The organism is Bartonella sp. 220B, from assembly GCF_026930205.1.
In the GTDB taxonomy this organism is placed as follows: Bacteria; Pseudomonadota; Alphaproteobacteria; order Rhizobiales; family Rhizobiaceae; genus Bartonella.
Genome location: NZ_JANHOI010000015.1, coordinates 1 through 16,802, shown reverse-complemented (window position 1 = coordinate 16,802; position 16,802 = coordinate 1). Strand labels below are relative to the sequence as shown.

Below are 16,802 nucleotides of genomic sequence, written 5' to 3'. Positions count from 1 at the left end.
TCACTTTTATCCACGCATCCCTTACTCAAAAAAACATATTTAGAATCAATAAGTTACGTGAAGTTTAAAAGCGTATGGTGGGCGTGACAGGGATTGAACCTGTGACCCCTACGATGTCAACGTAGTGCTCTCCCACTGAGCTACACGCCCACTCAACATTGCATACACCACATAGAATTACAAACGTCAATGCCTAATTTAGTTTTCTCTTTAATTATGCATGAATAACTTAGAAAAAGGTTCTCTTAAGCAGCTATAAGTATTTTTTCAACCTCATTAACGAGCTCACGCAAGTGAAACGGTTTAGAAAGTACTTTTGCGTCAGGGGGAGCATCGCTATTTGAATTGAGTGCAACGGCTGCAAAACCTGTAATAAACATCACTCGTAAATCAGGATCAATTTCAGTAGCGCGTCGTGCCAGTTCGATTCCATCCATTTCTGGCATTACAATATCAGTAAGGAGAAGGGAAAAGGGTTCTTCTTGTAAACGTTCATATGCGCTAGCACCATTATCGAAATCGGCAACTTCGTAGCCTGCACGTTCTAAAGCTTTTGCTAGAAAGCGACGCATATCGTTATCATCTTCTGCGAGCAGGATTCGTTTCATGATTATATTCCAATAGCTCCATTCATCAGAGTTTTTTGCCACATCAATTATACAATAGAGAGTATTTATAAAAAAGATGATAAAATGCTCATAATTGAAATGAATAGCAAAATGGTTAATTCTTATATCTTGTCAAGAATACAGCATATTAGTTGTGAGTTCGTTAAATTCGAAATGTATATGACATTGAAAGAAAGAAGTTAAGTGCGATCAATCGTAATTTCTATTTCTTTTTTTCATTTTGGTTAGAGCTCCTATAAGAATAGTCACTTAAGAGACTATCTTAGAAAATCAGAGGGATATTATATTATTCACTCTTTTTAAGCAGTTATACGGCAAGGTAGAATTGACGGCTATTTGCTTTCTGTATTTTTACAGATATATATATTGTAAATGCATAGAGTTTGTTTCTAGAGTGTTAATTTTAAATTGATAAAAATTTATCATCTCTCCATACTGTAACATAAGAATAAAATTTTAATATCTTTAAAAGCTGTATCATATTGTCTTAAAATTTGTTAGCTAAACATTCTCATTCTTTGGCACATTAATTTAATATAAAATTCTTAAATTCAATTATATTATAAGTAACGATCTAATTTTGATTTTTTATAGTGTTCATCAGGTTTTGGAGAAATATTTTTTATATATAAAGAACTTCCTTTTATTTATTAAATATGGTTTTACTAAGAAAGATTATTTTTGTTAGGAATAAATGCATCAAATGCAGCCCAAAATTGTTTTTTGTAATCTTCTTCATGCATGATTGTATCAAGGTCAGCACCTGTGATGGTGATACACTCTGTCAAATATGTATGTTGACACAATTGTCGCACTTCAATATTGTTTGCAATATTGTTTTGATTGGCAAGAATAAACAGTGTTGGGATTTGTAAATGCCCAAGAAATATATTTTTTTTCATAGAATCAATAGCATTAAGTACTGATGTCATCCATTGGGATGTTGGATTCTTGATAAAAGGGAAAGCACTATTATAAGTGCGTTTCAATTGTCTATTTTTTTGTTGTGTTTTTTTGAGTTTTTTCTCACCTTTAACCGGTAAAAATCCAAGACCTATGTCAGTAAGAAGCTGTGTTAATTTATGTTGGAAACCATTCGTTTTATTGCCAAATGGAGCAAAAAGAGGAGAAACGCAGAGCATTCTATTAAACTGATGATTAATGAGATCTAGCCCGCTAAGAGCAATCAATCCACCTATACCATAGGTTAGCATGTAGTAAGGTGATGGACAATTAGGATAAACAACATTTTTAAGAAATCCATCTAAATCATTAATATCTTTGTTAATATCAAAATAATCATATCTGCTCTGTTTTTTTGTATTAGAAGGTAATTTTTTTTCACCAAACCAGTCAAATATTGCTGTATGAAAGCCGCGTTTAGAAATTTCATTCATTGGTAAAAAATATTCTTCTAAAGAATTCGTATAGCTTTCAAGAATAACAACTGTTCCTTTGGATTTTCTTATTTCAGGATATGTTGTTGCAAAACGAATTTCGCGATCAATAGCGATTTTAAGAGAGGCATTCCAAATATGAGGAGGAATAAAATTCCAGTCTGTGTGAAGTGTTTCCAATTGACAACTTTTATAGTGTATTTTGCGACTTAGTGCAAAGTGAGATAATGAAAAGATTGCACTTTATATAATGACGAAGAAGGGTTAAGAAATAGTTATGTTGCTTTTTTGTATTTTTGCGAATCCAAGCACAAAAGAGTTGACATAGGGCAGAGCAATTACCAGATAATTAGTGTGGTCGCCACTCTGGGGCCACTGGTTTACGAGCAGGTTTGCTTTTTGGAACTTTGTGAACCAATTTAATTATAGTCGCTCTAAAGGAGGGCAATGTTATGCGTCAAGTAGATTTTTCACCATTTTATCGTTCGACGGTAGGTTTTGATCATCTTTTAAACTGGTTTGATTCCAGAACAAAACCAGACGATATTTCTTCGTATCCACCATATAATATTGAGCGTTTAGCTGAAGATTCTTATAGAATTTCTATGGCTGTTGCTGGTTTTTCTCAAGATGAAATTGATATAGAAACGCATTGTAATCAGCTAATCGTTAAGGGTGAGAAAAAAACTGATAACGATGACGAAGAACGAGAATTCCTTTATCGAGGTATTGCTTCGCGTGCTTTTGAGCGGCGTTTTCATTTGGCTGATCATGTTAAGGTTATTGGAGCAGAGCTTTGTGATGGACTTCTTCATATTCAGCTTAAAAGAGAAATGCCGGCTGAGCTAAAGCCAAAAAAGATAGCTGTACAGACATTATCGTCTGCTACGAAAAATGATAATAATTAGCCCATAATATACGTAAAGCGAGTTTAGAAGCCGAAAAAACGGAATAATAATTAATTCTTTTGAGATAGTAGGCTAACGCGAGGCTTTTGTCTCGCGTTTTTCTTATCCTATTGTAAAAGCTGCGTAGTTTAAAACATAATTTCATCTCCTCGTCTTCAAAGGCGGGGAGGTAGCTAATAGCATGAAATATCTTTACATAATACACATTATACGTATAATACGTATTATTCATTAAGGATAGGATGTGCATATGAAAAAATATAGTTTTACAGATGTAAACCGCGGGGCAGGCGATATTTTAGACGAGGCTATGTCTACACCTGTAGCTTTAACAAAGCGAGGGCGTGAGAAAATCGTTATGCTTCCTGTCGGTTTATATCATGAATTAATAAAATCCCGTTCTAGTGTACAATCTTTTGTTTATGCAAATGCACCAAAGAATAATATTAGATGATTTAGATCGTGGTTTAGATGATATTTTAAATGGCGATGATCATGTTTAAAGCAGGTGATATCGTTAGATATTATTATTTGTGGCATGAACAAGCGCAAAACGGCGAACATTCGGGGCGCAAAGCGCGTCCTGCTTGTGTGATGGTTAAAACTGAAAGCCATTTCTTTTTGTTTCCTATTACTTCTCAGGAACCTATAAATTTGCAGTTTAGCTTAAAAATACCTGAGATAGAATGTAAGCGTGTGGGTTTACAGAAGTAGTCTTGAGTGCGTGTTGATGAATTTAATGTTGTTCCTTGCAAGGCTTTTTTTGACTTTGAAGATTTGAAACCACAAGGACGTTTTAGTCTTGCTTTCGTGCGTAAAATTGCACTTAAAATTAAAGAAGCCAAAGCAATAAAACCACTTGGAAAAGTCTCTAGACACTGATCACAAAGTCAAACAGCGTGGAGTTTAGGAACTTTGCTAACATCTGTTTCACGTTCAGCATGCCACGCATCATAATTGGCTTGCATACGTAACTATATGGCTGCTCTATTCCCAAACATTTTGCCAAGACAAGCCGAAAGAGAAGGGGAGATAGGTTTTTCTGCATTTAGAATATCATAAAGATGCTGGCGTGATATATCAAGCATCTGTGCAATTTCTGTCTTCGTTTTGCCTGTTTCAGGAATAATTTCCGCTAAAATTTCTCCTGGATGAGTAGGACAACGATTAGGATTACGTGTAGTCATAGATAGTCTTCTTTGCAATTAACTTAAAAATCATTACAATTTAAATAATATAATATCAATACTGTGTAATTTGAGAAATGAATATCAAACCAATTCGTACAGAGAGAGTACCAAGAAGCCTTAGAGATTGTGTCTGCGATGTTTGACAATCAGCCAGAAGTTAATACTCCAGAATTTGATAGAATGAAAACCCTTGTTTCGTTAATTGAAGCTTATGAAACAGAACACTATCTTGTTTCTCCACCTCATGCATAAAGAGAAGGACAGGTACATGGAGGGGATAAATTTGCACGTCAACATCAAGGATTTTACAACCGCACCAATCGCTGTCTGATCAAATGTTGCCAACGGCCTAGAGCTTTCACCAGCCTCAACAATGCGAATACCATGATTAAATTCTGTTGCCATCTTGCACTCCAAATCAATGAAGCAACAATAACAACAAGGAGTCAAACCTCATAAGACTGACACTGTCAGTCAAAAAATTCCTTTAAAAAGGCTTTGAAACCCCTTTGAGAAGGACTTTTAAAAAAGTTATACAGCTCAAGCTATCACACAATAAGCGTGCGTCAAACCATTCGATTGTTTTTGATAAGGACACAAAAGCATTTATTCTTTCCACAATCTTATAAGAACAGCGCCGTTGGCTCCAGCACCGCTTGAAGAAGAATCGGCATGGGCACCAGCTCCACCACCCAAAGCCACGCCCTGCTTTTCCTGAAGCATAAGAACCTTGTCCTATCCCTCCAGCGCCACCCCTTGATGTATCACCTCCAGCATCTCCTCCATTTCCACTTGTGCTGCTCGTGTTCCACCTGTCCCTGCATAACCATTTCCGCCTTTGGCAATTCCTGGGCGATTATTCGTTGCTAAACCAAAGTTTCTACCTTCTCCGCCAACACCCCCACTTCCTGAATAGTAGTAAGTAATACTACCACTAAGTCCTATGCTATTTCTAAAAGAGTAAGCACCCCCACCACCATGTCCTCCTGTAGCGGTAATAAAATTCTTGCCAATAACAGTTGTTCCTCCAGGATTGCCGTTCTCAAACCTTTTTGCAACAGCCACTCCCCCTTGACCAATTGTGATATCTTCATGCCCATTTAAACTGATTTTATAGTCATACCACACGGAACAACCGCCGCCGCCACCACCTCCTTCCTAACCTTGGTGTATCCGCTCCACCACCACTACCGCCGCCACCCCAGGCTTGGATTTCAACTTTGGTTCTATCCGTTACCCAATCGGGCCATTCAATTTTTCCATTTTGCGTATAGAGCAATTCAGCATCGGCAAGCGCCGGCCAATTAATGATCTGATCGGTCAAAGCTTTTTTAAGGTTTTTTATTTCTGCTAAAATAGCTGCATCCACTTGCGGTTTGGTATAGATAAGATCACCATCAACTTTGAGTGGTCCTTTAAGCTTGCTTCCTGTTGCATTTAAACTTGTAACCACTTCACCATTATGTCTGATACTCAATGACGAATTACCATCCTGCATGATACTCAATGGCGTATAAACAGTCCCCATGAAATCGGATAGCGAATGATGAAGGTGTATGAATTTTTCAGACGAATTGCTTATGAGTTCCAAGCCATCACTTATAGTGACTTTTTTTGTGAACTTGTTATAATCCTGCTATTCATTGGCTTGTTTTAAGCGACCATAGGCTGTGAGGTCTTTATTAATCTTGGCTCTAAAGTCATCAAGCCCCATAATATCTTCAATTTTGTGTTGGTGTGCTCCAAGAAGTGAAACAGCACTACCAAAGGTAAAGTGATTGTTGCTTGCTTTATAGAGAACATAATTGTTAGCGGCATTCTTAGCGCCCTCGATATCACCCAAATCAGCAAAAGAAAAGGTTTTATCCGCTGGCATCTTGCTTTTGAGTGTGGCTTCAAGATCTGCAACATCCCCTATGCTATGCGTGTGTTTTGCAGGGGCTTTGTCGTCTACCTTTTCCTCAACATCCCTGATGGCTTGATCAATTTTTGTTAAGTTCTCGCGCAAAATGAGGAATTCAGAACTGATAAAACGCCCTTCTTTGGGCAATTCCATGGCAAGCTTTTTGGTTTTTGTCATTTCCATTCTCCAAGTCTCTAAAGCAGCGCAAAATCCCATCTTTCATAGCAAAGTAGGTGTCACAAAATGCCGGCACCAAAATCACGCAGCATTGACCGCGCTGCTGGTCCACCGGTGAGTGTGAGTTTGAGGCGCGCTTGTTTGGCGCCTTTGTCATGACTTACAAATTTTCGCTCTGTCCAAAGCGGTTCAGAAAGTTGCTCTGTTTCCTCGAGTTCCAAAGGGGTAAAAGCACTATCATCCAGCTGTATTTCTAGGGAAAAGGTTGCTCTACCAGGCAAAAAGGTCTTGATATAGCTGGTCAATCTTGCTTTTTCGCCAAAGGCAAAAGCACGGGTGATATAGGTTGCTGTTTTATGAATCTTTCCCGCAATCAACTGAACAGGAGCAAATAAAACCGGTGAGAGTTTTTCTGTGCCTTTAAGAATGGTGCGGAGCTTAACTTTTTCACTGATATATTCGGTAAGACTGAGCAATTGAAAGGGTAAGAGTTGATAAATTGTGCTGTTGTTTCTTTCAATTTCAAAGATCACCGAACAATCACTTGAAGGCAATTCAACCGCGGCACGGATTTGCAAATCAGAACAATCAACAAGATCAAAACACCCAAGATCAATCGTTTTTGTTGTTTGTGTGTAGCGTGCTGCCAAGATACGAAAGGCTAAAGCTTCATCCTACCATAAAAATGGCAGGGGCTAGTCCTGATGGTTTGATTGGAGAAGACGGTTTAGTTGAAGTCAAGTGTCCACGAGCGAAGGCGCATTATGAAGAAAAACGCAATAAAATCAATAGATTAAGTGTATTTATTTTATTTGAATCCACTTTAGAATCCACACTTTTATGCACGATTCAATTGACCATTTTTTACAAACAATAGCCATCTATAAACAGAGCATAAAAAGCAAATCATGATGTGAATATTATAACGCATGTGAGCATTCAAATAAAATGCAAAGCTGTTATCAGCCATAAAAGTTCATAAATTGTGCAATACGTTTTTTATCACATAAATCGCATAGGTTTTAAATTATATCTTGTTTTGAAGGTTGATATCAAAACAAAGGTATAATCATTAAGCAAGTTGCGTTATGTTATCTCTTATGAAAAGAGCTACAGTAAAAAATGGCACCCTCAAAAACAAGAAGATTGATTTACTAGCCCCAAATTTGGGGGCAGCTCTTTAATATAACTATAGCGTCTTTAAATGCAAAGATTTGAAATATTCTCTTTTGAAATAGGTTAATCCAAATTTGGATTGAGTGATTAGGTCACCTCAAAAATGAGGGCACCCTCTTTATAAACAGAGAGAAGTTAGGTTATTTTGCTAATTCAAAAATGAGCTTAATACCTTTTAAAGAGGCGTTTTGATAGCATGCTTTCTTTCAAATTGACCGCCTCAAATAGGAGGGCGTTATTATTGATAGGTTTATAACCATCACAGAGCTAATAGGCTTTTTTCATTCAAATGTGATGATCTAAAAGAGCGCTTTCATAAGCATTCCTTTATATTATTTTGGATAAGTTTTTATAAAGAGACTAGAGAGCTTGCAATATGATACGTTTTGTATATATGCATTCACTACTCCTTATGGGATTGATTATAAGAGTCGAAAATATAAAAGCCGCGTCATATAAATTGGCACGGCTTTCTTTTTTTTGAGATGGCATTAAACATAAAAGCGCCCCCCGCGTTTGTTGCTTATTCTTCTGTCTCAATTCTTTCAATAATTTCCATAAGAATATCACTTTTAGAAACTTCTTTATTTGGGGGAACCTCCTTTACTTTACTTTGTCGATTGAGTTTTGCACGCCCACAAACACGCCCCCAGACCTTGACAGTATGAGCAACCTGAGCTTTTTCATAAACAGAGCCATAAATTTCAGCACAGCCACTCACTTTTGCATAGTCATAAACCTTGCCATAGATCCTTGCACGGTTGTTAATAACAGCATGACCATAAACCCTTGCATATTCAAAAACAAAACTATTATGAGAAAGGTGCGCATTGTTATAAATTAGTCAGCATTCTAAAGTTGATATGTTTTTAAACCCTTTTATGTGGTTTTTAATGAATTAAAATCTATAAGCTCTAAAGGCGAACGTCAGCCCTTCTTTCGGTCAAAATATTTGGGCCATTTATTCAGAAAATTACGAAATAGTTCACAATCTACAGTCGCCTAAACCTTCTAAAGGGGCATTCACTTTTGATATGCTAGTCCAATATTTTTTCAAAATTAAAAAATTTCAGTTACAATATGATTACAAAAATAACCAAATTTTTAAAGATAGATAAATAAGTTATATTTATTAAAAATACTGTAAAAAACTCTGTTATACATAGTAATTATTTGTAATTAAAGAATTTATTAAGAAAATAATTTATATAAATGCAAACAATGATAAATCATAAGGTATTATTGGCAGTTATTATTACTTGACAATATATTAATTCATTTTTATGTTGGCATTATAATACATAATTTAATTTTAAAAAAATGGGGGGGGACAATTGTTTAGATCTGCACTTACTTACTATGAAAGGTCTGCTTTAACAGAAGAAGCAAATCTTGCGGATGGTTACGCATATCATAATCTTCACGAAAGTTTTAATGATATCATTGTGGGATTAAAGGATAGTTGGGACTGGGCCAAATCACACAAAATACCCGAGATAGAGGCACGATTCATTCAAAAATGGGGTGAGTTGTCAAAATCACCAACGATGGCGAGACATGCAGAATATCTCATTTGTCCGACAGCCTCTAATTCTATTGATATCGTAGGTGCATACTTAGCTTGCTCTCGAAAAAGGACTGCTCTCTTATTACCATGTTTTGATAATCTCCCTCTACTAATGAGAAGGCGCAACGTAAACTTAGTACCGCTCCTAGAAGATGATTTATTTATTTTCTCTTCAGATAAAGATGCGCTTTCGAACTATTTTCTTGAAAATAGTTTAGACGCTTTATTTATAGTAAATCCAAACAATCCTACAGGGATGGTCTTTAATGAAAACCAGCTTTCAAATATCGCTGACGTGTGTCGCGAGCGTACTGTCATACTGATTATTGATGCTACATTTAGTTTTTATGATCGTAAAAAACCAGATTATCATAAGATATTGGATAGTTCAGGTGTTAAATATGTAATCATTGAAGATTCTGGTAAGACTTTTCCAACGCAAGATATGAAAGCTAGCTTAATGCTCTTTCATTCTGAGCTTAAAAGTGCAATACAATAAATTTATGAGGAGATATTTTTATGTGTATCTCCTTTTAGTTTAGAAACAATCACCAGAATTGTTGAGAGAGCATCCGAGGTTGGATTACGAAGAAGTATTATGGAAAGAAGTGGATGTTAGGCGCACTAATTTTCGTAATATATTAAATCAAACAAATTTAGAGATAGCAAAAAAATCTATTGAATCAGTTATGCCGGTAGAGTGGATTGATTGCTCGGCAACAGGGCTTAGTGATCTTAAACTTGTGCAGCACTGCAAAACATTTAGCTTGTGTCTTTTGCCTGGTAGATATTTCTATTGGAGTAAACCTGATGAATTAGGGCATCAATTTGTTAGGGCAAGTCTAATGAAGCATGACAGTGTATTTGAATTGGCATTACAGAGGTTACGTGAAGCTATGTCCAGTAGTTAGAGATATGGGGGGTGAATATGCAAACATTAGACCCTAAGGTTGCACAAGATATAAAAAGGTTTAAAATAGATTGGGCCTTCAGAAAGCCAGAATTACTTTGGATTCAATCTAAAGCACTATCTAGGTGGTCTTATACACGTAATATGCTAAAGTTAAAAGTGAGATCTGATAGCACTAGCCTGCGCATATGGAAGCTTCAGAGATTAGGAGAATTAGTCGATTGGGCTTTTACATCTGTACCTTTTTACCGTGATATATATAAAGAAGTGGGTTATAGTGTGGGGGAAATTCGATCATATGGTGATTTTGAACGGTTGCCAATAATTTCACGAGAACATTTACCTTTTGTAGGAGACCTTAATTCATATTATTTGTCAAGTCACTTGCCTCATGACGAGCTGCGAGGCCTTGAGACTACTGGATCTACAGGTAGACCGGTGCAAATAATGATGGATCAATCACTCACTGAAATTGATACAATCCATCGTATGAACATGTTCGAAGAAATGTCGGGTAATCAACTTAATCCTAAAGAATGGATCTATAACATTAATCATGCTCATTGGTGGCATACTAATTTATGTGAAAGTTATCGAGTTTTTACAATATCGCAACGTTGCCCGATAGAATCAATCAAACAGCATATTCAGTTGCTTAGCCCTAAATTTATTTCTTCAATATTTAGTGCCGCAGAAAAATTAGCAGATTCTAATATAGATTTAGGGGTGTTGGGTGTGACCTGTTTGAGTACTAATTCTGAAACTTCGACTAGAACCCAACGGGATAAGTTGGAGGTGTCATTAAATGTAAAAGTTCGAGATGAGTACAGTAGTGAGGAAATCGGTTTGATGGCCTATGAGTGTACAGAAGGAAACTACCATCTCTTGGAGCATGACACACATATTGAGTTGATTACTGATAGCAATAGTGATTTTGGCAGGATTGTTGGCACTTCACTATGGAATATAGCTATGCCTATAATCCGTTATGACCAAGGTGACTTTGGGCAGTGGCATGAGCAAACAGCTGGAAGTAATGGTTGGGCTGGAAAAAAGTGTCGCTGTGGATCATCCTATAGACGAATAAAAGCTATTCATGGAAGAATAGATGATGCATTTATGAGTATAAGTAATAAATTAGTACCTGCAGGTATGATGTTAGAACTTGCAGAAAAATGGTTAAGTCATGATGATGCTGGCATCCTTGAATTTAGAATAATACAAGAAGAAGTTAATAAGATACGGGTTTTAACGGTTTGGAAAAGTGGTGCGCCTACCAACAAAGCGATGCAATGCATTAAGAATTTTACGAATGAAATGTGCCATCTTTTTCACTCAAACATAGATATTGAACTAGTTACTGTGGATCATATTCCTCCTTTGAATAAACTCAAAAGACGGATATTCTTTAACAATATAAAAAAACAGCTTGAGTTTTAGGAAAAATTTAATGCATCCATATATGAGTATTGCGATTATCTATGACGAAATGCATCCTCTTTTAGAAAGAGTGTACGCTACACTTATTAAAAAAAACTTTAATACAGAGTTTATTCATTGGTCAGAAATCAGAATAGCAGCAGCCCCGAACGAAGTTACCTCAAATCTTGATAAATTTTCTGCTATTTTTATGGACCGCTTGGCAGAATTTAGGTGTTCTTATCACTCCCAATTTATACAGCTTGCAAATCTACCTTCAGTCAACGACGCGATAATTAACCAACCATTGTCTTATCAATTAGCTCGCGATAAAGCTCTTACAGCAATCTACTTGGGTAAGCTTGGTTTCCCAATCCCAGAGACTCATATATTCCAAAGCTTAAACCAATTCAACGAGTTTCTATTAAATAAGGATATAGCTTTAGTGGCTAAATCAACATTGGGTTTTTGCTCGAATGAAGTACAGATATTTGCAGCAAAAAATCCACCTCTGGATGAAATAAAAAAATGGTTAAACCGTGATGGACAATTTATAATTCAGTCTCTCATTGAAAATCCGGGTAGATTTATTTGGCGATGCGATATTGTCAGCGGCGAAGTTAAGGTTTGTAATAAAAGGTATGCTTTTAATTCCGGTGGATTATACCCAATTTGCAATGGTACACATGGAGGACACATTGAGATTTTGCCTCCAGAAAAATTTGATAATCTCGCTACTGCCTTGGCTATTGATGCCGTTAAGGCTCTTGGGCTTGATATTGCAGGCGTAGATATAATCGAAGAGGCTGGGAGGAATTTTTACCTTATTGAAGTTAACCCAGAGCCAGACATTTTAATGGATCGATTTGAGTTTCCAGATGCGATTGCGGAACTGTTAATAAATAAAGCTCGAAAGGTAGCTTGATGGTTAAGATGAATAATCAACAAACTCTAGTTGATGTAAGGGATATCTCAAAGGTTTACAAAAGTCAGAAAGCCTTCTGGGATTATTTTCTTCCCTCAAAGAGGCAAGAAAATAATGATAAATATGCATTAAAAAACGTAACGCTTCAGTTAAGAGCTGGAGAGTGTTTAGGACTTTTGGGCCCAAATGGAGCAGGAAAATCCACATTAGTCAAAACAATTTGCGGCTTACAAAAAGCTGATTGTGGCAAGGTTAGGGTGTTGGGTTCTTCCCCTTCACATCGCGATTATGATTTCTTAAGAAGAATCGGCGTTGTTTTTGGACATAAGTCTAGCCTATGGTGGGATCTGCCTGTTAAAGACAGTTATGCTGTATTACAGAAAATCTACGATATAGATCGCAAAAATTTCATGTTAAAGCTGGAAGAGCTTACGCAAGCTTTGGGTCTGTCTTCAATACTCAATAGGAAGGTTCGAAATTTAAGCCTTGGGGAAAGGGTTAAATGTGAAGTTGTTGCCGCCCTTATTCATGACCCCGACTTACTGATATTAGATGAGCCGACTGTTGGGCTGGATATCCTATCCAAATATGAGTTGCGCAAATATCTTCACAGTCTTGTTAAGCAGCAAAATAAAGGAATTATCATAACAAGCCATGATATGGCGGATATAGAACATTGTGCTTCGAGGATTGTTTTTCTCAAGGAAAGTGAAATTATTTTTGATGGTTCTGTTAGTACAGTATCAGAAAAAGTTGGCAATTTTGTAACAAGCTCACTTGTTGTACAAGAGTGCCCACTTTCGGATGATTTTATTGAACAAGTCAAGGCAGCTGTTGATTATATTTCAACTCAAGGTAAAATAATTTCAAAAGCTATGACGCAATCGAAAATGGAATGGCTGATTGACACAGATATCAAAGATAAAATGTTCGAATGTTTACAAAAACTTGTTATTGATCAGCCAAATATCGCAATTCAATTTTCTCCGCCTTCTCTTGAAGATATTTATTTAAAACAGTTTAAGGACGGGGGGTAAGCAAGAATGCGTTTAAAATCTTTCCTGATGCTAATGACAGTGAGGCGATATCTTGCTTGCGCAAAGTTGTTTGCTTTTATAGCTGTTAAGGAGATCCTAATTGACAAATATATGCTCGTAATTGATCTCTTACTAGCAACGAGCATTCCTTTTATCACGCAATATATTATTTGGCACTATATTTACGTAGGCAATGCAGAGGGCATTGTAAGCGGGTATAATTTTCAGCAATTAATGTTCTATTTTGCAATTTCTATAGCGTTCTGGCGGCTTAATAATTCTTACAGTGTGATTGAATATTTTGCACGAAATATCCAAGCTGGTGAACTCGAACCCCGTTTACTTTGGCCTATACCTATTCCGGTTCAAAGATTTTGGGATTTTTTGGGTGGCGCGGTTATTTATGCATGGCCAATTATTATCATTGTGGCTGTTTGTTTTTTTCTTTTTGAAGTGAAAACTGTAAGCCTCTTCTATTGGTTCTGGACGATTATCTATCTCATAGAGACACAAATATTGTGTTATTTAATTGGCCTTTTTATAGCTGTTAGCACATTTAAATTTATCCGGCCTGATTTTCTTTTAGTGCTGTTATCTGCGCTGCAAGGTATATTAGGTGGCACCATGTTACCTCCAAGCTTTTGGCCTGAAACTATAGCACCTATCATGTTTTATAATCCGTTCAGATTTATTATTGCCGCTCCTGCTGAATTGATTGTTGACCCAAATGTTAGTCATTTAATCTCATATTCTCTTCAATTAAATTTGTACTTGTTTATATTCATTGTTCTTTGCGCAATTTATTGGAAAGTTGTTATGAATAAATATGAAACAGCGGGAGGTTAAAATTATGGAAAAATTTCTAGCTTATGTTTCAAATAGTTTAAAAAACTCCAGCGCTTATAAAGCCAATCTCGTGGGGTACATTGGTTTAACATTTATCGTAACTCTTATTAGGTTATTCTATGCTGATTCCATCTATCAAAATACGAATTCATTAAAAGGATGGACACTGGAAGAATTTGATGGCCTTATTTTTTTTATGTTAGTGATATCCTTATTGCTAAACACTTTCGCTTCGTCGATAAATAACTTTTTTTACGCGCTTCTTTCAGGAAAATTAGAGCCACTCTTAATGCAACCAGTTCCACTCGTTTATCATATGCTATTGCGATGGGCGAATAATAATAATTTGCTAATACTTTTAGGTTTACTGGTTCTAGGTGCATTATATAACATACCTAAACTGGATTTCACTTTACTGTCTATAACGATTACCTTGTTGACAGTTCTTTTTGCAGTCATTTCTAATCTGGCTTTTGTGACGCTTCTGCATTCTATTTCACTTTTAAGCCAAAAATATCTTCCTGTTGAATATATACATAGCGAGATGTTCAAACTCAATCTATTGCCACCGCATCTATTTGGCACGATGAGTTTGATAGCTATAATCTCTTTTGTGCCCTCATTGGTAGGTGCGGGCGTAACTGTAACGGCATTATTAAACCCATATTCAAGTTTAATATATTATTATTGGCTTTCAACTGTAATCTGTGTCATTACTGCGTGGCAATTCTTTAGAGTTTTAATGAAAAAACGGGTTTCACTTGGAGGATGAGGGAACTATGGCAAAAACAAAAGGCTTGATTTTTCCAGTAATTCTCGTGACGAGCGCACGGATGAAAGCTGCAGTAGAAGATATCATAAAAAGACATATTCACCTAATCGGAGAATATCTTATAATTCAAGAACGTTACAATCAAACTTGTGGCGCTCCTCAAAAAAACTGTATCCAGATTAATGATATGGAAAATATTGAAGTTTTAAAGAGCTTAGCTGTTAAAATCGCTGATAGTTTTAGGCCTACACACATTGTTGCTATGGAGGAGTTTGCAGTTTCAAGTGCGCATTATCTTGAAAATTTTTTCAAATTAGAATCAAAGCTAAGCTTAGAGCAAACGCTAAGATTTAGAAATAAGGCGATGATGGCGGCACAAATCAGCAAAACTGGAAAACTTGTTCAACCTGTGCAATATACAAAAGAAGATGTATTCAAGAATCGTACTACGTACCCGATTGTAATAAAGCCCATAGATCAAGCAGCTTCAGTTGGAGTCAGGTTATGCAAAAATCGAAACGAAGCATTAAATGCTCTTGAAAAGATAGCAAACCCTATAATACAAGAATATATTAGTGGTGACCTATGTCATATTGATGTTTTGGTAGAAAGGACTAAGTGTATTTTCAAAACTGAGTATCAAGCAAAAAAATACAATTAAATCAATATATTAAGTGCATTTATTTTATATGAATCCACTTAAGAATCCACACTTTTATGCACGATTCAATTGACCATTTTTTATAAACAATAGCCATCTATAAACAGAGCATAAAAAGCAAATCATGATGCCAATATTATAACGCATGTGAGCATTCAAATGAAATGCAAAGCAATTATCATTCATAACAGGTCATAAATTTTACAAGACGTTTTTATCATAAAATAAATTGCATTGTTAAAACGCAATTGAATATGAGAGCTTGTTAAAATGCAAAGATTTGAAACGTTTTCTTTTGAAAGGGGGCAATCCAAATTTGGATTGAGTGATTAGGTTACCTCAAAAATGAGGGCACCTTCTTTATAAGCAGAGAGAAGTTAGATATATAACATCATTAAACGCCAATGTTTAAAGAGAGCTATAGAAAGAGAACGTCCCCAAAATTGGGGTGGTTAATTTTACTAACTCAAATATGGGCTTAATACCTTTTAAAGAGGCGTTTTGATAGCATGCTTTCTTTCAAATTGACCGCTTCAAATATGAGGGCGTTGTTATTGATAGGGTTTGAAATCATCACAGAGCTAATAGGCTTTTTTCATTCAAATGTGATGATCTAAAAGAACGCTTTCAGAAGCATTCATTTATCTTATTTTGGATAAGTTTTTATAAAGAGACTAGAGAGCTTGCAATATAATACGTTTTGTATATATGCATTCACTACTCCTTATGGGATTGATTAATAAGAGTCGAAAATATGAAAGCCGCGTCATATAAATTGGCACGGCTTTCTTTTTTGAGATGGCATTAAACATAAAAGCACCCCCGCGTTTGTTGATTATTCCTTTGTTTCAATTTTCTCAATAATTTCCATAAGAATATCACTTTTAGAAACCTCTTTATTTTGAGGAACCTCTCTTATCTTACTTTGTCGATTGAGTTTTGCACGCCCACAAACACGCCCCCAGACCTTGACAGTATGAGCAACCTGAGCTTTTCCATAAACAGAGCCATAAATTTCAGCACAGCCACTCACTTTTGCATAGTCATAAACCTTGCCATGGATTTGTGCACGGCTATTAACAACAGCATAGCCATAAACCCGTGCAGTGCTAAAAAGACAGGCAGCACCTGAAACCTTGGCATTGCCATAGACCCTTGCATATTCAAAAAGATAACTATTATGGGAAAGATGCGCATTGCCATAAACATGGGCTTCAATTGAAACACGGCTATTGCCATAAACACGAGCCTTGCCATAAACAGAGCCCGCCACATGCGCATTGTC

14 protein-coding genes, 1 tRNA gene and 6 pseudogenes are annotated in these 16,802 nt (G+C 36.2%); 13 read left to right on the top strand and 8 right to left on the bottom strand.

What is annotated here, in order from left to right:
* Positions 1-75: 75 nt before the first annotated feature.
* The 3 genes from NPX99_RS07750 to NPX99_RS07740 all read right to left on the bottom strand — a co-directional run bounded on the left by NPX99_RS07750 (position 76) and on the right by NPX99_RS07740 (position 2,206).
* A tRNA-Val gene (locus NPX99_RS07750) sits at positions 76-150 on the bottom strand.
* Positions 151-245: 95 nt separating this feature from the next.
* On the bottom strand, positions 246-608 hold the full coding sequence (cpdR, locus tag NPX99_RS07745) for a cell cycle two-component system response regulator CpdR (protein WP_004858948.1): 363 nt from the start codon (positions 606-608) through the stop codon (positions 246-248).
* A 686-nt stretch (positions 609-1,294) separates the two neighbouring features.
* Positions 1,295-2,206 (bottom strand): serine aminopeptidase domain-containing protein, encoded by a 912-nt coding sequence (locus NPX99_RS07740; protein WP_269031284.1) that lies wholly within the window; start codon positions 2,204-2,206, stop codon positions 1,295-1,297.
* A gap of 272 nt (positions 2,207-2,478) precedes the next feature.
* Between NPX99_RS07740 and NPX99_RS07735 the strand changes: the two genes are divergently transcribed.
* The 4 genes and pseudogenes from NPX99_RS07735 to NPX99_RS08815 all read left to right on the top strand — a co-directional run bounded on the left by NPX99_RS07735 (position 2,479) and on the right by NPX99_RS08815 (position 3,816).
* Positions 2,479-2,934, top strand: a complete 456-nt coding sequence (locus NPX99_RS07735; protein ID WP_269031283.1) for an Hsp20 family protein — start codon at positions 2,479-2,481, stop codon at positions 2,932-2,934.
* A 250-nt stretch (positions 2,935-3,184) separates the two neighbouring features.
* Positions 3,185-3,437, top strand: a pseudogene (locus NPX99_RS07730) (type II toxin-antitoxin system Phd/YefM family antitoxin).
* Entirely contained in the window at positions 3,430-3,648 is a 219-nt protein-coding gene (locus tag NPX99_RS08820) for a hypothetical protein (RefSeq protein ID WP_269031282.1), read from the top strand. Before NPX99_RS07730 ends, NPX99_RS08820 begins: the two are co-directional and overlap by 8 nt.
* Positions 3,649-3,654: 6 nt before the next feature.
* Positions 3,655-3,816 carry a hypothetical protein gene (locus NPX99_RS08815; protein ID WP_269031281.1) on the top strand — a complete coding sequence of 54 codons (162 nt, stop codon included), beginning with the start codon at positions 3,655-3,657 and terminating at the stop codon, positions 3,814-3,816.
* 8 nt (positions 3,817-3,824) lie between these two features.
* Here the strand turns inward: NPX99_RS08815 and NPX99_RS07715 are convergent.
* From NPX99_RS07715 to NPX99_RS07700, 3 pseudogenes are all read right to left on the bottom strand, one after another.
* Positions 3,825-4,121, bottom strand: a pseudogene (locus NPX99_RS07715) (HigA family addiction module antitoxin).
* Positions 4,122-4,730: 609 nt separating this feature from the next.
* Positions 4,731-6,204: pseudogene (locus NPX99_RS08775) on the bottom strand (Bgr_08870 family protein).
* A gap of 59 nt (positions 6,205-6,263) precedes the next feature.
* Positions 6,264-6,878: pseudogene (locus NPX99_RS07700) on the bottom strand (DUF4815 domain-containing protein); the annotation flags it as partial.
* Between NPX99_RS07700 and NPX99_RS07695 the strand changes: the two are divergent.
* Positions 6,875-6,967, top strand: a pseudogene (locus NPX99_RS07695) (lambda exonuclease family protein); the annotation flags it as partial. The pseudogenes NPX99_RS07700 and NPX99_RS07695 overlap by 4 nt on opposite strands.
* Before the next feature lie 936 nt (positions 6,968-7,903).
* Here the strand turns inward: NPX99_RS07695 and NPX99_RS07690 are convergent.
* Positions 7,904-8,101, bottom strand: coding sequence for a hypothetical protein (locus NPX99_RS07690; protein ID WP_269031279.1), 198 nt, complete (start codon positions 8,099-8,101; stop codon positions 7,904-7,906).
* A gap of 613 nt (positions 8,102-8,714) precedes the next feature.
* On the opposite strand from NPX99_RS07690, the gene NPX99_RS07685 reads away from it, so the two are divergent.
* The 8 genes from NPX99_RS07685 (at position 8,715) to NPX99_RS07650 (ending at position 15,517) form a co-directional block, all read left to right on the top strand.
* Entirely contained in the window at positions 8,715-9,446 is a 732-nt protein-coding gene (locus tag NPX99_RS07685; RefSeq protein WP_269031278.1) for an aminotransferase class I/II-fold pyridoxal phosphate-dependent enzyme, read from the top strand.
* A gap of 109 nt (positions 9,447-9,555) precedes the next feature.
* Positions 9,556-9,858, top strand: coding sequence for a hypothetical protein (locus NPX99_RS07680; RefSeq protein ID WP_269031277.1), 303 nt, complete (start codon positions 9,556-9,558; stop codon positions 9,856-9,858).
* A 17-nt stretch (positions 9,859-9,875) separates the two neighbouring features.
* The gene (locus NPX99_RS07675) at positions 9,876-11,297 is read left to right on the top strand and encodes a phenylacetate--CoA ligase family protein (protein ID WP_269031276.1); all 1,422 of its coding nucleotides are present in this window, start codon (positions 9,876-9,878) and stop codon (positions 11,295-11,297) included.
* A gap of 10 nt (positions 11,298-11,307) precedes the next feature.
* The gene (locus tag NPX99_RS07670; protein ID WP_269031275.1) at positions 11,308-12,201 is read left to right on the top strand and encodes an ATP-grasp domain-containing protein; all 894 of its coding nucleotides are present in this window, start codon (positions 11,308-11,310) and stop codon (positions 12,199-12,201) included.
* Positions 12,201-13,238, top strand: a complete 1,038-nt coding sequence (locus NPX99_RS07665) for an ATP-binding cassette domain-containing protein (protein WP_269031274.1) — start codon at positions 12,201-12,203, stop codon at positions 13,236-13,238. The genes NPX99_RS07670 and NPX99_RS07665 overlap by 1 nt, the downstream gene beginning before the upstream one ends.
* 6 nt (positions 13,239-13,244) lie before the next feature.
* Complete coding sequence (locus tag NPX99_RS07660; protein ID WP_269031273.1) at positions 13,245-14,084, top strand: hypothetical protein; 840 nt, start codon at positions 13,245-13,247, stop codon at positions 14,082-14,084.
* 4 nt (positions 14,085-14,088) lie between these two features.
* The gene (locus tag NPX99_RS07655; protein WP_269031272.1) at positions 14,089-14,856 is read left to right on the top strand and encodes an ABC-2 family transporter protein; all 768 of its coding nucleotides are present in this window, start codon (positions 14,089-14,091) and stop codon (positions 14,854-14,856) included.
* Between the two features lie 7 nt (positions 14,857-14,863).
* Positions 14,864-15,517, top strand: a complete 654-nt coding sequence (locus NPX99_RS07650; RefSeq protein WP_269031271.1) for an ATP-grasp domain-containing protein — start codon at positions 14,864-14,866, stop codon at positions 15,515-15,517.
* A gap of 835 nt (positions 15,518-16,352) precedes the next feature.
* Here NPX99_RS07650 and NPX99_RS07645 read toward each other — a convergent pair.
* Positions 16,353-16,802 (bottom strand): annotated as a pseudogene (locus NPX99_RS07645) (hypothetical protein); the annotation flags it as partial.